The sequence below is a fragment of the Parabacteroides sp. CAG:2 genome, from assembly GCF_000436315.1.
GTDB classification, from domain to species: Bacteria; Bacteroidota; Bacteroidia; order Bacteroidales; family Tannerellaceae; genus Parabacteroides; species Parabacteroides distasonis.
The window spans coordinates 1-915 of record NZ_FR885299.1 but is presented as its reverse complement, the minus strand read 5'-3'; the positions used below and the strand labels follow the sequence as shown (position 1 = coordinate 915).

Below are 915 nucleotides of genomic sequence, written 5' to 3'. Positions count from 1 at the left end.
CATTATTTACAGTTTCTCTTACATTGCAGTTTTTGAAAGTTACTGTATATTAGAGAACGGGACAAAGTTCTTTATTTCTGAAAATGGTATGATAACAACAGAAATTTCAAACTTTGTCCCACTAATTAGAAACTCAAACAGATTTCAAACTTTGTGCCACTAATTAGAAACTCAAACAGTCATAAGTATTTAATAGTTCTTCTTGTCTAAGTCCCAAGTATCTTTTAGTTATGGTTACACTTGAATGATTAAATAATTCCATCAGTTTAACTAAAGCCAGTTCTGAATTGTCACTGTTCATATTATAAACTTGTCTGCCAAAAGTCTTTCTAAGTGAATGACAACTAAAGTTTTTCACTTTTAAGTGATATTTCTTCTTTATCTCTTTTAGTATTACATTGATTCTCTGAACAGTGAAAACAGTTCCTTTTTGACTTACTAAGATAGGTGCATTAATTCCTATTGGCTTTATCTGCTCATAGCATTCTTTAATGTGCTGCCCAAGTTGAGCATTTATCCTAATAGTTCTCACCTTACTTGTCTTTTTCTCTATTACTGTAAATTCACTGGTATTTAGTATCTGTTTCCATCTCAAAGCTAGAATATCAGATATTCTTAAACCAGTGAAACAGCCTAGAGAAATAAGAAGTGAAATTTTGTAATTACCATCTTTAGCCAATTTCCTTATTAAATTCATTGCATCAGACCAAACTAGATAATCTGCTGTAGTGCTTGAATATTTTAAACTCATAATGTTCTGTTTTATATGTAAATAAATAAAAGTGAATATTTCACCATTACCAATATACTAGCCAATTAGTTAATATGTTGATTTATAGCAAAACATTCACTTTGCATATTAGTGAATATTCTATGATTGTATATAAATAAAGATAGATATAATCAGTATCAATA

The 915-nt window shown here is 28.9% G+C and carries 1 protein-coding gene; it reads right to left on the bottom strand.

Features of this window, described 5'->3' with window-relative positions; all coding sequences use genetic code 11:
* Positions 1-163: 163 nt before the first annotated feature.
* On the bottom strand, positions 164-751 hold the full coding sequence (locus QVP94_RS10360; RefSeq protein ID WP_022192552.1) for a tyrosine-type recombinase/integrase: 588 nt from the start codon (positions 749-751) through the stop codon (positions 164-166).
* Positions 752-915: the final 164 nt, after the last annotated feature.

What these genes read in the sequence shown, in the direction of transcription:
- QVP94_RS10360 (WP_022192552.1), bottom strand. Translation starts at nt 751, where the DNA reads ATGAGTTTAAAATATTCAAGCACTACAGCAGATTATCTAGTTTGGTCT.